General features: G+C 72.6%; 13 protein-coding genes. 5 read left to right on the plus strand and 8 right to left on the minus strand.

The window, feature by feature from the left end; translation table 11 throughout:
- Positions 1-199: 199 nt before the first annotated feature.
- From ABZU91_RS13740 to pdhA, 4 genes are all read right to left on the minus strand, one after another.
- Positions 200-1,879: a right-handed parallel beta-helix repeat-containing protein gene (locus ABZU91_RS13740; protein WP_355239337.1), complete on the minus strand. Its 1,680-nt coding sequence runs from the start codon at positions 1,877-1,879 to the stop codon at positions 200-202.
- A gap of 134 nt (positions 1,880-2,013) precedes the next feature.
- The gene (locus tag ABZU91_RS13745; protein ID WP_355239339.1) at positions 2,014-3,552 is read right to left on the minus strand and encodes a dihydrolipoamide acetyltransferase family protein; all 1,539 of its coding nucleotides are present in this window, start codon (positions 3,550-3,552) and stop codon (positions 2,014-2,016) included.
- Positions 3,537-4,541 (minus strand): alpha-ketoacid dehydrogenase subunit beta, encoded by a 1,005-nt coding sequence (locus tag ABZU91_RS13750; RefSeq protein ID WP_355239341.1) that lies wholly within the window; start codon positions 4,539-4,541, stop codon positions 3,537-3,539. The genes ABZU91_RS13745 and ABZU91_RS13750 overlap by 16 nt, the downstream gene beginning before the upstream one ends.
- The gene (pdhA, locus tag ABZU91_RS13755) at positions 4,538-5,737 is read right to left on the minus strand and encodes a pyruvate dehydrogenase (acetyl-transferring) E1 component subunit alpha (protein ID WP_355239344.1); all 1,200 of its coding nucleotides are present in this window, start codon (positions 5,735-5,737) and stop codon (positions 4,538-4,540) included. Before pdhA ends, ABZU91_RS13750 begins: the two co-directional genes overlap by 4 nt.
- A 136-nt stretch (positions 5,738-5,873) precedes the next feature.
- On the opposite strand from pdhA, the gene ABZU91_RS13760 reads away from it, so the two are divergent.
- The gene (locus ABZU91_RS13760; RefSeq protein ID WP_355238872.1) at positions 5,874-6,317 is read left to right on the plus strand and encodes an Lrp/AsnC family transcriptional regulator; all 444 of its coding nucleotides are present in this window, start codon (positions 5,874-5,876) and stop codon (positions 6,315-6,317) included.
- Between the two features lie 13 nt (positions 6,318-6,330).
- On the opposite strand, the gene ABZU91_RS13765 is transcribed toward ABZU91_RS13760, so the two are convergent.
- The 4 genes from ABZU91_RS13765 to ABZU91_RS13780 are packed head-to-tail and all read right to left on the minus strand — an operon-like array spanning position 6,331 to position 10,545.
- Positions 6,331-7,302: a DNA primase small subunit domain-containing protein gene (locus ABZU91_RS13765; protein ID WP_355238875.1), complete on the minus strand. Its 972-nt coding sequence runs from the start codon at positions 7,300-7,302 to the stop codon at positions 6,331-6,333.
- A gap of 37 nt (positions 7,303-7,339) precedes the next feature.
- The gene (locus ABZU91_RS13770; protein WP_355238878.1) at positions 7,340-8,635 is read right to left on the minus strand and encodes an acyltransferase; all 1,296 of its coding nucleotides are present in this window, start codon (positions 8,633-8,635) and stop codon (positions 7,340-7,342) included.
- Positions 8,636-8,656: 21 nt separating this feature from the next.
- Positions 8,657-9,631 carry an NAD(P)-dependent oxidoreductase gene (locus ABZU91_RS13775; protein ID WP_355238881.1) on the minus strand — a complete coding sequence of 325 codons (975 nt, stop codon included), beginning with the start codon at positions 9,629-9,631 and terminating at the stop codon, positions 8,657-8,659.
- A 23-nt stretch (positions 9,632-9,654) separates the two neighbouring features.
- Entirely contained in the window at positions 9,655-10,545 is an 891-nt protein-coding gene (locus ABZU91_RS13780; protein WP_355238884.1) for a glycosyltransferase, read from the minus strand.
- 209 nt (positions 10,546-10,754) lie between these two features.
- Between ABZU91_RS13780 and ABZU91_RS13785 the strand changes: the two genes are divergently transcribed.
- The 4 genes from ABZU91_RS13785 (at position 10,755) to ABZU91_RS13800 (ending at position 14,555) form a co-directional block, all read left to right on the plus strand.
- A complete protein-coding gene (locus ABZU91_RS13785; protein WP_355238887.1) occupies positions 10,755-12,314 on the plus strand; it encodes a glycosyltransferase family 39 protein in 1,560 nt (519 codons plus the stop codon).
- A gap of 61 nt (positions 12,315-12,375) precedes the next feature.
- A complete protein-coding gene (locus ABZU91_RS13790; protein ID WP_355238890.1) occupies positions 12,376-13,107 on the plus strand; it encodes a histidine phosphatase family protein in 732 nt (243 codons plus the stop codon).
- On the plus strand, positions 13,091-13,960 hold the full coding sequence (locus ABZU91_RS13795; RefSeq protein WP_355238893.1) for an NAD(P)H-hydrate dehydratase: 870 nt from the start codon (positions 13,091-13,093) through the stop codon (positions 13,958-13,960). Before ABZU91_RS13790 ends, ABZU91_RS13795 begins: the two co-directional genes overlap by 17 nt.
- Positions 13,961-14,054: 94 nt before the next feature.
- Positions 14,055-14,555: a hemerythrin domain-containing protein gene (locus tag ABZU91_RS13800; protein WP_355238896.1), complete on the plus strand. Its 501-nt coding sequence runs from the start codon at positions 14,055-14,057 to the stop codon at positions 14,553-14,555.
- Positions 14,556-14,732 lie beyond the last annotated feature (177 nt).

Genomic DNA, 14,732 nt, shown 5'->3' on the forward strand with positions numbered 1-14,732 from the left:
GGCACGCCAAGGCGATCGGCGCGTGGGGCGCCGGCGTCACCGTGCTGGAGCAGGCCGGGGTTCCACCTCGGCGGACATCAGCGCTCACCGCCCTGGCGTTCCGCCTTGCAGTCGTCGCACATCGGGCCAGTCGCCTGCGCCGACTCGCAGCGGCCGGCCAGCCGGAGGACACGTCGATCCGGTCGACGCGAGCGCCGGGTCAGCTCCAGTCGTTGTCGACGTGGTTGTCGCGCCAGCGTCCGCCCACCGGCGGGGTGTCCAGGCGCATCCCGTCCTCGGCGTTGCCGGCGAGGTCGTTGTCCTCGACGCGGCAGTCCACGCAGCTGCCCCGCTCGGTGATCCACAGTCCGTGGGTCTGGGTGCTGGCTTCGTGGTTGTCCCAGATCCGGTTGCCGCGGATGGTGGCCGAGTCGAACGCCGCGTCGATGGTGATGCCGGCCCGCCGCTGGGGCGCGGCGTCCAGCTGGTACCCGCAGCCCGGGGGCGGTACGTCCCCACTCCAGGCGCTGATGCCGTCGGGCCGGACCGGTGCCAGGAGGAGTTCGTCGCCGGTGTTCGCGGCGACCATGGCCACGGCCCGTCCCACCCGCAGGACCTTGCCCCGGTGCCCGTCGTGCGGCCAGTTCGCCGACCGGTCCACCACCGACCGTTCGGCGTAGCGGACGGTCTCGCCGCTACCGCTGGCGGCCTGCGCGTACTGTCGGCCATTGTTGCGGATCCGGTTGTTGAGCAGGACCGCGTCGGTCATCTGGTGGTCGATCCGAATGGCGTCCAGCCCGTTGCCCCAGAGCTCGTTGCTCTCGATCACCACGTCGCGTACCGGGCCCTGGTAACCCCGCCCGAGGTCGTGGCCGTGGTAGCCGTGCTGACCGTTGCCGCTGATCCGGTTGCCCCGGATCGTGTACGGACCGGGGGTGTTGCCGACGCTGACGCCGTCACCGATGTTGCCGTCGATGACGCAGTCGGTGAGCAGCCCACCCCGCCCGGCCACCGCCGCGGTGCCCTGGGCGGAGATGTCGAAGCCGGCCTCCAGGTTGCCGGTCATCGTGCAGGCGGACACGATGAGACCGTCGGCGCCCCAGTCGGAGATGCCGAACCGGTTGCCCTGGCTGTGGCAGCCGATGATGCGGTAGCCGCGCGGCGGCGGCCAGTAGTCCTTCTGCAGTTCGAGGAAGATGCCGTTGGTGCCGTTGGCGAGGGTGGTGCAGTTCGCGATGGTCAAGCGCTCCACCGTGCCCCAACCGCCGATGCCCACGCCGATGCCGGCGCCGCCGATCTGCTCGCCGTTGTCCAGCCGACCGCAGCCGACGACCACCACGCCGTCGATCAGGGAGTCCTGGAGGAAGTCGCAGCCCAGCCCGGTGGCCGCGGTGTGGTGGATGTAGAGGTTGCGGAACACGCCGCGTACGACGTACTGCAGGCCGAGGCCCTTGGCGAGGTAGCTGTACTCGGCCATCGCGACGCCGGAGCCGTCGATCTGGAAGTCGGCGAAGGTGCAGTCGGCGATGTGGCGTTCCCGGTCGGCGCCGTGCTGCACGGTGGTCCAGAAGGCCAGCGGGGTCGGGTCGGCCCGGTTGCCCTCGTTGCTGAGCATGAACCGGGTCGCCGCCGGGCCGGCGCCGACAAGCGAGACGCCGCTGCGCCACACCGTGCCGGCGTCGCGGATCGAGTAGATGCCCGGCGGGCAGTAGATGACGCGGGCCCGGCCGTCCGAGGCGTACCCGGCACCGAGTCGGTCCACGAGGGCGGCCAGCGCCGGCTGGTCGTTGGTCGTGCCGTCACCGGTGAGGCCGTACTCCAGCGCGTCGCAGTAGAGCGGCGCGCCGGCCGCCGCGGGCCGCCGCACGCGGATCGAGTTGAGTAGCAGCTCGTTCGCCACGGCCACGGTCGGCTCCCTTCGACGCGTCCGGCGCGTACCGGCGGGGCCGACTTCCCGGTGACGCGGCTGGGAAACCCCGGGACGCCCACGGTCCCGGCACCGCGCGGGCGGTGCCGGGACCGAGGGGGTACGCGTCAGACGGCGGCGATCAGCAGCGCCGGGCGTTCCACGCAGTCGGCGACGTGCCGCAGGAAACCGCCGGCCACCCCACCGTCGCAGACCCGGTGGTCGAACGTGAGGCTGAGCTGGGTCACCTTGCGGACGGCCAACTGCCCGTCGACCACCCACGGCTTGTCCACGATGCGCCCCACTCCGAGCAGCGCCGCCTCGGGGTGGTTGATGATCGGCGTGGAGCCGTCCACGCCGAACACGCCGTAGTTGTTCAGTGTGAAGGTGCCGCCGGTGAGGCGGGCCGGAGCGAGCGTCCCGGCCCGCGCCGCGGCGGTGGTCTCCGCCAGAGCGGCGGCCAACTCGGCGGTGGTCAGCCGGTCAGCGTCGCGCAGCACCGGCACCAGCAGGCCCCGGTCGGTCTGCGCGGCGATCCCCAGGTGCACGCCGGCGGACTGGACGATGCGCTGCCCCTCGGTGTCGACCCTTGAGTTGAGCTGCGGGTACCGGCGCAGACCGCTGAGGCAGATCCGGGCCAGCAGGGCCAGGATGCTCACCGGCGCGTCGGGCGTCGCCGCGTTGATCGCCGCACGGGTCTCCAGCAGTCCGGTGGCGTCCACGTCGACCCAGATGGTCACCTCGGGGATCTCCCGCCGGCTGCGGGAGAGCTTGTCGGCGATCACCTTGCGCACGCCGGTGAGCGGGACGACGACATCGCCGTCCCCGGTCGGGGTCGGGGTCGGGGTCGGGGTCGGGGTCGGGGCATCGTGCGGGTCCGGCACGGCGGCGAGCCGGGCCGCGGGCGCGGTCGAGGCCGCCTCCACGTCGGCGCGGCGGATCACCCCACCGGGTCCGGTGCCCCGCACCGCGCCCAGGTCGACGCCGCGCTCCCGGGCCAGCCGACGGACGATCGGCGAGATGACCAGGGCGCTCGACGGTGGAACGCCGACCGCCGGGTCGCCGGCGACGGGACCGGCGTGGGGAGCCGGGTCGCTGCCGGTCGCGGTGCCCGCGCCGGCCCGGCCCGCAGCCGTCCTGGCAGCGTCCGGCCGGACCTCGCTCGGCTGGGCCGCGCCGCCGTGAGCCACGTCAGCCTGGGCCGCGCCGCCGTGGGCCACGTCAGCCTGGGCCGCGGCGGGCTCGGCTGCGCTGGCCGGGTCGGGCGCGAGGGCCAGACGCGACCGACGGCGACGACGTGTCGCGCCGCCGTGGCCGGTGCCGTACCCGATCAGGACATTGCCGGAGCCGGCCCGCTCCTCCTCGCGGTAGGTGGCGTGCCCGGCGGACTCGTCCCCGCCGTCCAGCGGCGCGATGGTGATCAACGGCTGGCCGACGGGGCGGACCTCACCGGCCGCGCCGTGCAGGGTCACGACCCGTCCGGCGTACGGGCAGGGCACGTCCACGACCGCCTTGGCGGTCTCCACCTCGACGACGCTCTGGTCCACCGTGACGACGTCGCCCACGGCGACCCGCCACTCGACGATCTCGGCCTCGCTCAGCCCTTCGCCCAGGTCGGGCAGGAGGAAGACCTGTGTCCGCTCGACGGTGGTCATGCCGCCGCCCAGCGCGCGTCCGGCTGGTCGTCCCACTGCAGGCGGGCCACCGCGTCGAGGACCCGGTCGACGCCGGGCAGGTGGGTGTGCTCCAACATCGGCGCCGGGTACGGAATGTCCAGCCCGGCGACCCGCAGCACCGGGGCGTGCAGGGCGTGGAAGCAGCGCTCCTGCACCCGGGCGGCGATCTCCGCGCCGACACCCGCGAAGCCGGGCGCCTCCTGGATCACCACGCACCGACCGGTACGCCGGACCGACGCGGTGATCGTGGCGTCGTCGAACGGCACGATGGTGCGGACGTCGACGACCTCCAGGTCCCAGCCCTCCTCGCGGGCGGCCTCGGCGGCCTCCAGGGCGACCGGCACCGCCGGCCCGTACGCCACCAGCGTGGCGTCGCGGCCGGGCCGGCGCACGACGGCCCGGCCGAACGGCTCGGTGCGGGTCGGCAACTGCGCCTCGGCGCTGCCGAAGTAGAGCTTCTTGGGCTCCATGAAGACCACCGGGTCAGGGTCGTCGATCGCCTCCCGCAGCAGCGAGTACGCGTCCTCGACCGTCGCCGGGGTGACGACCTTCAGGCCGGGGGTGTGCGCGTAGTACGCCTCGGAGGAGTCGCAGTGGTGCTCCACCCCGCCGATGCCGCCGGCGTACGGCACCCGGATGACGATGGGCACGCTCAGCGCCCCCCGGGTGCGGTTGCGCAGCTTCGCCACGTGCGAGGCGATCTGCTCGAACGCCGGGTACGCGAACGCGTCGAACTGCATCTCGACGACCGGACGCAGGCCGGACATGGCCAGGCCGACCGCGAAGCCGACGATGCCGGCCTCGGCGAGCGGGGTGTCGAAGCAGCGCTTCTCGCCGAAGCGGGCCTGCAGGCCGTCGGTGATCCGGAAGACGCCGCCGAGCGCGCCGACGTCCTCGCCGAAGACGACGACCCGGTCGTCGGCGGCGAGCGCGTCGGCGAGTGCGGTGTTGAGGGCCTTCGCCATGGTGGTGGCCATCAGAGGTCGCCCTCGTCGTCGTGTGCGGCGGCCAGCTCGGCGCGGACCTGCTCGCGCTGCTCGACGAGCTGCGGGGTGGGCTCGGCGTAGACGTGGTCGAACAGGCTCAGCGGGTCGACGGTGGGCTGCTCGTTCATGCGGGCGCGCAGGTCCGCCGCGTACGCCTCGGCCTGCTCGGCCATCTCGGCGACCGCCGCGTCGTCGAGCACCCCGCGGGCGCGCAGGTACGTCTCCAGGCGGGCCAGGGGGTCCCGGTCGCGCCAGGCGTCGACCTCGGCGCCGTCGCGGTAGCGGCTGGCGTCGTCGGCGTTGGTGTGCGGCTCCATCCGATAGGTGTGCGCCTCGACCAGGAACGGACCGTTGCCGGCGCGGGCGTGCGCGACCGCGCGGGTCAGCACGGCGAGCACCGCGACGGGGTCGTTGCCGTCGACCTGCTCACTGGGCACCCCGTAGCCGACACCCTTGTACGCCAGCGACGGCGCCGCGGTCTGCCGGGACAGCGGGACGCTGATGGCGTACCTGTTGTTCTGCACGAAGTAGACGACCGGGGCCTTGAACACGGCGGCGAAGTTGATGCCCTCGTGGAAGTCGCCCTCGCTGGTCGCCCCGTCGCCGATGAAGGCCAGCGCCACGGTGTCGCGCCCCTGGTACGACTCGCCGTGCGCCAGCCCGGCCGCGTGCACGCACTGGGTGGCGAGAGGGGTGCACTGCGGCGCGGTGTGCACCTGGGTCGGGTCGTAGCCGCAGTGCCAGTCGCCGCGCAGCAGGGTGAGCACCTCGACGGAATCGATGCCCCGGGCAACCAGCGCCATCGATTCGCGGTAGGTGGGGAACAGCCAGTCGGTGTCACGGACCGCGAGCGTGGCGGCCACCTGGCACGCCTCCTGCCCCCGCGACGACGGGTAGACGGCGAGGCGGCCCTGCTTGGTGAGCGCGGTCGCCTGGGTGTCGAACCGGCGGCCGAGCACCATCCGGCGGTACAGCTCCCGCAGCGCCTCGACGGGCGGTTCGGGATAGTCGGTGCGGGCCGGCAGCGGCGTACCGGTCGGGTCGAGTAGGCGGACCGGTTCGGCGTCCGGCAGCAGCGGGCGCGCCGGGTCGGGCGGGGTGACCGTCCGACGGGCGCGCGGGGATGCCCTGCGGACCGCCTGGGGTGTGGTCGTCACGGCGGGACCTCCTGGGACGTGTGGTGAGCCTATGCTTCCGCCTGACGGATGATTGACTCAAGATCCACGCAGAAGGCGGGACGACTGGCATGCGGGAGGCGCGTCGGTGAGCCAGGAGAACGGGGACGGAGCGAGCCGGGTAACCGGATCGGGACGATCGGCCCGAACCATGGACGAGGTCGACCGGCGGATCCTGGACGAGCTGGTCCGCGACGGTCGCACGTCGGTACGCACCCTGGCCGAGCGCATCCACATCTCGCGCACCAACGCGTACGCCCGGGTGGAGCGTCTGGTGCGCGAAGGCGTGATCACGGGCTTCCGGGCACAGGTCGCGCCCGAGGCCGCCGGGTTGGGCACGTCGGCGTACATGGCGTTGACGATCGAGCAGAACACCTGGCGGGAGGTGTCGGCCGAGCTGGCGCAGGTGCGGTACGTCGAGCACGTCGCGCTGCTCAGTGGCGAGCACGACGTACTGGCCCTGGTCCGGGCACCGGACAACGCCGCCCTGCGGGACGTGGTGCTCGACCGGGTGCAGCGCATCGCCGGGGTGCTGTCGACGCGGTCGTGGCTGGTCTTCGAGGAGTTCGAAGGAACGCAGAGCCCGTGGCAGTAGGCCACCCGTCGGGTCACCGCTCGGGCGGCGCCTCCAGGCCCTCGCGGTCGGCCAGCTCCAGCAGCGGCTCCAACGAGTGCCGGTCGCCGTCCAGGCCGGCGTGCGGGTCGCCGCGCTCGGCGAACCGGGCCGGCACGGTGAGCACGTCGAAGTCCTCCGGACGCGCGTCGTCCAGCTCCGCCCAGTCCAACGGCGTCGACACCAACGCCCGGGGTGTCGGCCGGATCGAGTACGCCGACGCCATCGTGTGGTCGCGGGACATCTGGTTGTAGTCCACGAAGACCGGCCGGTCCCGCTGGTCCCGCCACCAGGTGGTGGTGACCAGCTCCGGCAGACGGCGCTGCATCTCGCGCCCCAGCGCGAGCACCGCCCGGCGGCACTCGCCGAAACTCCACCTCGGCTCGATCGACAGGTACACGTGCAGGCCCCGGCCGCCGGTGGTCTTCGGATAGCCGGTCATGCCCAGCTCGGCGAGGAACGCCCGCACCTCGTGCGCCACCGGCACCACCTGGTCGAAGCCGACGCCGGGCATCGGGTCGAGGTCGATGCGCAACTGGTCGGGGCGTTCCACGTCGCCGGCGGACACCGGCCACGGATGAAAGCGCAGGGTGCCCAGGTTGGCGGCCCAGATGACCACCGCCAGCTCGCTCGGCGCGACCTCGTCGGCGGTCCGGCCGCTGGGGAACGTGATGTGCGCGGTGCGCACCCACTCGGGCGCGCCCGCCGGCAACCGCTTCTGGTAGAACGCGTCGCCGCGGTTGGTCTGCCGGGTGGCGATCGTCGCGCCCTCGAAGACGCCGCGCGGCCAGCGTTCCAGCATGGTCGGCCGGTCGCGCAGCGCCCGCAGGATGCCGTCGCCGACCGCCAGGAAGTAGCGGACCACGTCCAGCTTGGTCAGCCCGCGTTCCGGGAAGTACGGCTTGTCGGGGCTGGAGACGCGGACCAGCCGCTCCCCCACCTGGATCTCCTCCGCCGCCGTGGCCACGCCCCCGAGGGTACGACGTGCGGGCGGACCCGGTGGGCTACCGGCCCGGGACCAGCGTGGCGTGCTGCTGCGGCAACTCCTCCGTCGGGCCGCCGACGGAGGCCGGCTGCGGCTCCTCGGCCACCGCGGTCTGCTGCTCGACCGGCACCGGCTGCGACGAGCGGCGGGCCACGAAGCCCGGCGTCCAGTCCTTCAACCGCAGCGCCGGCCGCTCGACGAGCTTCCACGAGATGAACGCGGCGACGAAGGCGACCGCGACCGACATCGCGGCGAACGGCACGTACCCCCAGCGGCTCCACCCCAGGCTGGCCATCACCTGCTGGCCGACGAACCCGTAGATGTAGATGCCGTACGAGTAGTCGTTCTTCCGGCCGACCCAGTGCAGCTGGCGCGGCATCCGCACCGACAGCCACACCAGCAGGTACGCGAACGCCGGCAGCCCGATGACGAAGAAGCCACCGAAGAGCAGGGACAATCCCAGCGCCACGGCCGAGGAGATGCCGAGCGCGTCGTTGATCGGCACCCGCTCGCGGTAGAGGTCCAGCGTCGCGCCGAACGCGAACAGGAAGCCCAGGTAGACGATGTAGTGGAAGCTCATCACGCCCACCAGGGGCGAGTCGAACGACCAGCTCGCCGTGGACGCCGGTCCGCTGAACTGCCCCGAGCTCACCCAGTCCTGCACGATGCTCAGGTAGAGCGCGACGGTCAGGAACAGCACGAACCGGCGGGCGTTGCGCAGCACCGCGGTGATGGCCAGGACGCCCACCACGACGTAGCAGAACATCTCGTACTTGAGTGACCACAGGGCGCCGTTGAAGACGCTGGAGCCGCTCTTCTCGCCCCACGGGGTGGTCGCCTTGAGCAGGTCCTGGATGCCGTACTGACGGACACCGGTCCACCAGTTGGCCTGGAGGTAGGCCAACGGGCCGCCGCGGTCCCAGGCGTTGTCGAAGAAGCCGGCGGTGGTGCCGTGCTCGCGCAGGGCGACCAGCGGGGCGACCACGAGCGCGGTGATCAGCAGGCACACCCACAGGCCGGGGAAGATGCGCAGGGCGCGGTGCCAGGAGTAGCGGATGATGCCGGTACGCCGGGCGCTGCGGGTGATCAGCAGACCGGAGAGCACGAAGAAGCCGTACACGGCCATGGTGCCGACGTTGGTCTGCCGGCCGGTCAGGTGGTAGCCGAGGTCGTTGGCACCGAAGCCGAGCGGCTTGGAGTGTGACAACACGACGCCGACGGCGAGGCAGAGCCGGATGAGCCCGATGCCGTTGCTGCGGCCGGAGAGCAGATCGGCAAGCGTGCCACGGGAGCGGACGAGGGCGGGGGTAGTCATGCGGTCAGAACCTCTCGACCATCAGGCGGGCACCTCGGCGCCGGCGTGCTCCCACAACTGCTTCATCTCGGTGTGCAGATCATCGCTCGGCGACCAGCCGAGCACCTCGGCGGCGAGCCCGACGTCCAGCCGCTGCCAGTTCGTCTCGGCCGGACCGGTCTGCTCGGCCTCGACCAAGTCGGTCGGCACCCCACTGGCGTCGATGAGGAGCTGGACCATATCACGGGCGCTGGCGGCTACTCCCCGACCGATGTTGATCACATGGCCGGCCGCTCCGGGTCGGGTCGTGGCCAGCACGACGGCGGCCACCACGTCGCTCAGGCCCACGAAGTCACGCCGCGAGCCGAGCGGGGCCAGCTCCAGGCGGGCGCGCTCACCGGCGCGCTGGGCGTCGCGCAGCCGACCCGCGACCACCCCGAGCAGGCTGTGCCCGGGCTGGCCGGCGCCGATGACGTTGCCGACCCGCAGCGTGACGCCCTCGATCAGGCCCGACCGGTCGGCCTCGCTGACCGCCGTGGTGCAGCGCAGCTTGAATTCGCCGTACGGCATGACCGGCGCGGGTCGCAGCCCCTCGGGCATCGAGGTGTCGACCGGTACCAGCCCGTACTCGTGCACGCTGCCCAACTGGACCACCCGGACCCGACCGGGCAACCGGCCGGCGGCCTCGATCAGCCGCTCGACCAGCGTCACGTTGACGGCGAGCATCTGCGCGTCGTTGAGCCCCCACATGCCGCCCGCGGAGTTGATCACCACGTCCGGGGCCAGCTCGCGGAGCATCTCGGTGATCTCGTCGACGTCGGCGGCAGCCAGGTCCAGGGCGCGGACCGCGACGCCCGGCCCGATGTCACGCGGGGTACGGGCGACGGCGACGACGGTGTGGCCCTGGTCGGCCAGGGCCCGGCAGATCGGGCGACCGAGGAATCCGGTGCCGCCGAGCACCACCACCCGTCGCCGCTGTCCGGCGTCCCGCGACGGGTTCCGTTGCTCGATGATCATGAACTCTCCCTGACTGCGGTCGCTCATCGGCCCGGCCCGAACGCGTGCCGCGACAGGCTCTTCACACCCGTCATCCGGCCCGCGAGGACCGCGGTCGGCAGCAGCGTCACGGCGTGCAGCCGGGAGGACATGTAACGGCGGGCCGCCCGCGCCGCCCGGGGCCAGCCCTGCTCGTCCATCCGTCGGGCGACCTGGACGAAGTACGCCCGCGCCTCGGTGAACCGGGTGCCGGTGATCGCGTCGGCGGCGGACTTGCTGACCGCGTGCCGCCGGTACTGGAAGCACAGGGTGGTGTCCACAGCCATCTGCTCGCCCCGCTGGATCAGGTCGATCACCAGCGCGAGATCCTGGATGACCTGGAACTCCTCGCGGAAGTCGACGGCCTTGAGGGCGTCCGTCCGCCAGCAGATCGACGGGAAGTAGAACCAGCAGCCGCGCAGCAGGCTGGCCGCCAGATCCTCGCCGCCCATCAGCTCCCGGGACTCGACGCGCGGCGCGTAGAGGCGGCGCTTGGCCTCGTCGACGATGGTGTTGACCACCGTGCCGTTGGCGTCGATGATCTCGACCCCCGGCTGGACCATGCCCACGCCCGGGTACTGCTCGATCACCGATCGCACCGTGGCGACGTAGTTGGGGTGCATGATGTCGTCCGTGCCCATCATGACCAGATACTCGTGCTCGGCGAGGCCGACGCACTTGCGGTAGTTGCCGGTGATGCCGAGGTTCCGCTCGTTGCGCTGGTAGCGGACCCGCTCGTCGGTGATCTGCGCGAACCACTCCGGCACACCCGGCTCGGTGCCGTCGTCGACCACTGTGAGACGCCAACCCGGATCACTCTGTGCCATCACGCTGCGGACCGCCGCCTGCATGAGGGGCACGCTCCCGTAGTACGGCAACATGATGTCGACAATCATCGGTTCCCCGGGCCTTACTGTGCGTGGTGGACGTGCGCGACGGGCGCGGGCCACATTATCAGGCGTGGCGTCCGAATCCAGTACCGGCGAGCCGGCCCCGGGCCCGTCAGGACACCACGGCCGGTGACCGGGACGACGGGTCCTCCGGCGACCACGGTGGCGGCTATCATCGTCGCGCCCCCTCCCCGCTCGCCCCCGATCGGACGCCGATGCCAGACCGCGCCGTCACCACGGACGCGCCTTCCGCGCCTACCGACGCGGGGCCGCCCCCGCCCGCCCCCGAGCCGGAGCGGCGGCGACTGTCCTTCGCCCGCCGGCTCGTGCTCAGCGTCTGGTTCTGGCCCACGGCGTTCGCGGCCCTCGCGGTCGGCTGGCGCCTCGGCAGCCCGGAGATGTGGCACGACGAGCTGGTCACTGTCGACGTGGCGACCCGCTCCACCGGGCAGATCCTGGGGATGCTCGAGAACGTCGACGCCGTGCACGGGGCGTACTACCTCTTCATGCACGGCTGGACGAGCCTGTTCGGCACCGGCCCGGCGGTCGTACGGCTGCCGTCGGCGCTGGCCATGGTCCTGGCGACCACGTGCGTGGCGTTGGTCGGGCGTCGGCTCTTCGACCGTACGGCGGGGGTCGCCGCCGGCTTCGTCTTCGCCCTCGTGCCCACGGTCACCCGCTTCGGGCAGGAGACCCGGTCGTACGCCTTCGTCGTCCTCGCCGCGGCCGCGGCCACGCTGTTCCTGCTCCGGGCCCTGGAGAAGCCGGGCTGGCTGCGGTGGATCGCGTACGCGCTCAGCGTGGCCGGTATCGGTCTGGTGAACGTGGTGGCGCTCACGCTGCTACTCGGGCACGGGGTGGCGGTGTTGATCCACTGCTGGCGTGAGCGCCGCTGGTGGTCGCCGGCCTGGTTCGTGCTGGCCGCCGCCGCCGGGGTGGGGATCGCCGCCCCGGTGATCCTGCGCGGCATGAAGCAGGCGGGACGGCAGATCAGTTGGATCCCGGACAGCGCGCCCTGGACGGTCTGGGAGCAGGTCTTCGGCTCGGTGCTGCTGGCCGCCGCGATCACCGCGCTGGCGCTGGTCGGGGTGCTGACCCACCTGCGCCGCGACGTGGCCGCGCGGACCGCCGCCGCCGCGGTGATCGCCGCGCTGCCGGTCCCGGTGATCCTGGTGGCCTCCGCCGGCGACATCAACTACTTCTTCTCCAAGTACCTGCTCTTCCTCGTACCGGCGTGGGCGGTGCTCGCCGGCGCGGCCGTCGGCGCGCTGCGCCGCGCGCCGCTGGTCGCGGTGGGCGTGGTGGTGCTCGCCGCGCTGAGCGTCCCCGGTCAGCTCGCGTTGCGCGGGGAGTACTCGCACGGCTGGTACACGTATCCGCAGAAGCGGGCGTTCGCGCCGCTCTCCTACTCGGAGGCGGCGCGGGTGATCGAGGCCGGCTACCAGCCCGGTGACGGCCTGGTCGCGGGTGGCCCCTGGTGGTGGATGCACGAGCCCGGCGTGCGCTACTACCTCCCCGCCGACATCTCGCCGCGCAACGTCTTCCAGGAGCGGTCGGCGGCAGCGCGTGACGAGCTGTTCGGCGCGGACTGCGCCAGCCCGGCCCGCTGTCTGCGCGACGAGCCGCGGCTCTGGGTGCTGCTGCCGACGGTCACCGACGCGCCGCTGACCGGTCTGCCGAAGAAGCAGTCCGCCGCTCTCGCCGAGCGGTACGAGGTGGTCCGCGTCACGCACGTGACCGGGCTGACCGTGGCCCTGCTGCGCAAGCGCGGCTGAGCCGACCCCGTCCCGGGCGCGCCCACGGTTACGCCGTGCCGCGCCCGGGTAGGGGGTCGGCATGGCGGAACTGTCGACGCTCTGGATCATCCGGCACGGGGAGAGCACCGCGAACGTGGCGGCCACCCGGGCCGAGGAGACCGGCGCGGACGTGATCGCACTGAGCCACCGCGACGCCGACGTGCCGCTCTCGGACACCGGCGAGGAGCAGGCGCGGGCGACCGGCCGGTGGCTCGCCAGCCTGCCCGAGGACCGGCGGCCCGACGTGGCCGTGGTGTCGCCGTACCTGCGGGCGGTGTCCACGGCGAAGCTGGCGCTGCACGGCACCGGGGTGCCGGTGAGCCGCGACGAGCGGCTGCGCGACCGGGAGCTGGGCATCCTGGACGGCCTGACCGGGCACGGGGTGCAGCGGCGGTTTCCCGACGAGGCCGAGCGCCGCGCCCGGTTGGGCAAGTTCTACTACCGGCCGCCCGGCGGTGAGGCCTGGACCGACGTGGCGCTGCGCCTGCGCGCGCTCCTCGGTGACCTGCGCCGTGACCACGAGGGTCAGCGGGTGCTGCTCTTCGGTCACGACGCGCTGGTCTTCCTGCTGCGCTACCTCCTCGAGGGCCTGACCGAGCCGGAGTTGATGGCGTTGACCCGCGAACACGTGATCGCCAACTGCTCGATCACCGACTGGTCCGCCGACGAGCAGGGCAGACTGCGGCTCGGCGGTTTCAACGAGGTCGGCCACCTGCACCGGCAGGGCGCCGAGGCGACCAGGGAGGACGAGATCCATGCCGAACCGGTCTGAGGTTCAGGTGATCACGCCGGCGCTGCTGCGGGACTGGGCGCTGCCCGTACCCGCCGGTGGCAAGGAGAGCCGGGGCACGGTGCTGGTGATCGGCGGCTCCCGCTTCACCCCCGGGGCGGTCCTGCTCGCCGGGGTGGCCGCGCTGCGCGCCGGCGCCGGCGTGCTCCAGCTCGCCCTCGCCGAGTCGACCGCGGCCGCGTTGAGCATCCAGGTGCCCGAGGCGCTGGTGGTGGGGCTGCCGGAGACGTCCGACGGCACGGTGGCCGCCGACCGGGCCGGCCAGCTCCGCGAGTTGGCCGGCGCGGCGGACGTGGTGGCCCTGGGCCCGGGGTTGACGGACATCGACGAGACCTCCCGACTGCTGGACCTCGTCCTGGAGGCGGCCGGGCCGGACACCCCGCTGGTCCTGGACGCGTACGCCCTCGGCGCGCTCAGCCACGAGCCGAAGCTGCTGGTCGGCTCGGGCCGCCCGGTGGTGCTCACTCCCAACGTCACCGAGGCCGGTCACCTGCTCGGCCGGGACGCGGGCGACGACCTGGGCGCCGAGGCCGCCGAGCTGGCACAGCGGTACGAGGCGGTGGTCTCGCTCTACGGGCACGTGGCCGCCCCGGACGGGCGCGGGTGGCGGGAGGAGAGCGGCGACGCGGGCCTCGGCACGTCCGGCAGCGGAGACGTGCTCGCCGGCCTGCTGGCCGGGCTGCTCTCCCGAGGCGCCGACCCGGCGCAGGCCGCCTGCTGGGGTGCCTTCGCGCACGCCGTGAGCGGCCAACGGCTGATCCCCCGGTACGGCCGGATCGGTTTCCTGGCCCGGGAACTGCTCGACGAGATCCCGCGCACTCTGGCCACGGTCTGAGCAGGCGGTATCGCCCGCGTTCGTCCGTTTCGCCGCGCACTCTCGGGGTACCGGATCGACATCAGCCAAGCTATCGAACAAGGGGGGCACACCGGTGTCGACCGATGCCATCGTCCTGCTCAAAGAGGACCACAAGGAGATGCGCCGCCTGTTCAAGGCCTTCCAGGACGCCGAGGAGGGGCCGGCGAGCCAGCGGCAGAAGCTGGTGGACCAGATCCTGGAGGCCCTGACAGTGCACACCTACCTGGAGAACGAGGTGATGTACCCGGAGGTCCGCCGGCTCCTGCCCGACCTGGAGGACGACATCCTCGAGTCGTACGAGGAGCACCACGTGGCCGACCTGCTCTGCCTCGAACTGGCCAGCATGGACGCCAAGGACGAGCGCTTCACCGCCAAGACGACGGTGCTGATTGAGAACGTCACGCACCACGTCGAGGAGGAAGAGGAGGAGTGGTTCCCCAAGGTCCGCGAGGCGTTGGGCCGTAAGCAGCTCCAGGAGATCGGCGAGAAGATGATCGCGCTGCGCGCGGACGCACCGCGTACCCCCACCGAGCCGAAGGCGATCAAGAAGGCGCGCGACGCCGTGACCGCCTGAGGCACCCGCTCACACCGAAGGGCCCGGCGAACTGCCGGGCCCCTCGTCATGCCGCCCACCCCGCCCCCACCCCCACCCCCGGCCCGCCGGCCCGGCGGGCTCCCCCGGCCCCTCGCCCCCGCGATCTTGCACTTTATGTTGCCGATTGGCGACGTTTAGTGCCGTTTCGTCACGACA

Source organism: Micromonospora sp. NPDC005174 (assembly GCF_040608495.1).
Taxonomy (GTDB): domain Bacteria; phylum Actinomycetota; class Actinomycetes; order Mycobacteriales; family Micromonosporaceae; genus Micromonospora.